Here is an 837-nt window from a genome sequence, read left to right as displayed (position 1 = left end):
GGGTCTGTTGCGAATAGCCAATTTGGTCGCAATGATCCCGTTCTGTTCTTTCGTCAGGCGATGAACACCTGGAACAGCCGCCCGATGTACCGAGCTTCCGATCCTCCAGCGAGGCTATCGACCATCGAGCGGAACTGGCCCTTGCGGAACATCCGCATCACCTCGAACCCGCGAATGGCGTTGTGGGCTGTCTTGCGCGACTTGAACCCCCGAACCGGGCGGATCCGCTGCTTCAGTTTCCCGTGGTCGGACTCGAGGCGATTGTTCAAGAATTTGACCTGTCGATGCTGGCAGGTCGGCGGAAGGCGCCCTTCCTTGCGCAGCGAGGCGATCGCCTCGTTGTAGGCCCGGTTCTTGTCGGTCGAGATGACTGAGGGCCGATGGTGCGGCGAACGGTTCAAAGCCTTGCTCAGGAACTGCTTCGCCGCTTTCGTCGTGCGGGTTTGCGAGAGGTAGAAGTCGAGCGTCTCGCCGCCATCGCCGATCGCCCGGTACAGATACATCCATTCGCCTCGGACCTTCACGTAGGTCTCGTCGACGTACCAGGTCTTGGTCTGCAGGGGTTTGCACCACTGGACGCGGCGGTCCAGCTCGGGCGCATAATGCTGAACCCAGCGATAGATCGTCGTGTGGTCCACCGAGAGATGGCGCTCAGCCATCATCTCCTCGAGGTCGCGGTAGCTCAGCGCGTAACGGCAGTACCAGCGCATACAGAGCAAGATGATGTCGGGCGCGAAATGTCGGCCCTTGAACGCCAAACTCATGCCTCACGCCCCCGACTTTAGCCGCCTTGAGCACCGAGGCTCGCATCCCCAATCGCTATTCGCAACAGACCCC

The 837-nt window shown here is 60.7% G+C and carries 1 protein-coding gene; it reads right to left on the bottom strand.

Translation table 11 applies throughout. The features are described 5' to 3' along the window. Nucleotides 1-53 precede the first annotated feature (53 nt). The gene (locus AUL36_RS22995) at nt 54-764 is read right to left on the bottom strand and encodes an IS6 family transposase (protein WP_062224592.1); all 711 of its coding nucleotides are present in this window, start codon (nt 762-764) and stop codon (nt 54-56) included. Nucleotides 765-837 lie beyond the last annotated feature (73 nt).

The organism is Aureimonas sp. D3 (genome assembly GCF_001463805.1).
Lineage (GTDB): Bacteria > Pseudomonadota > Alphaproteobacteria > Rhizobiales > Rhizobiaceae > Aureimonas > Aureimonas ureilytica_A.
The sequence above is the reverse complement of the archived record's forward strand: the minus strand, read 5'-3'. Positions and strand labels throughout refer to the sequence as shown.

Excerpts from the sequence above, each read along its gene's own strand:
- AUL36_RS22995 (WP_062224592.1), bottom strand. The coding sequence starts at position 764 with ATGAGTTTGGCGTTCAAGGGCCGACATTTCGCGCCCGACATCATCTTG.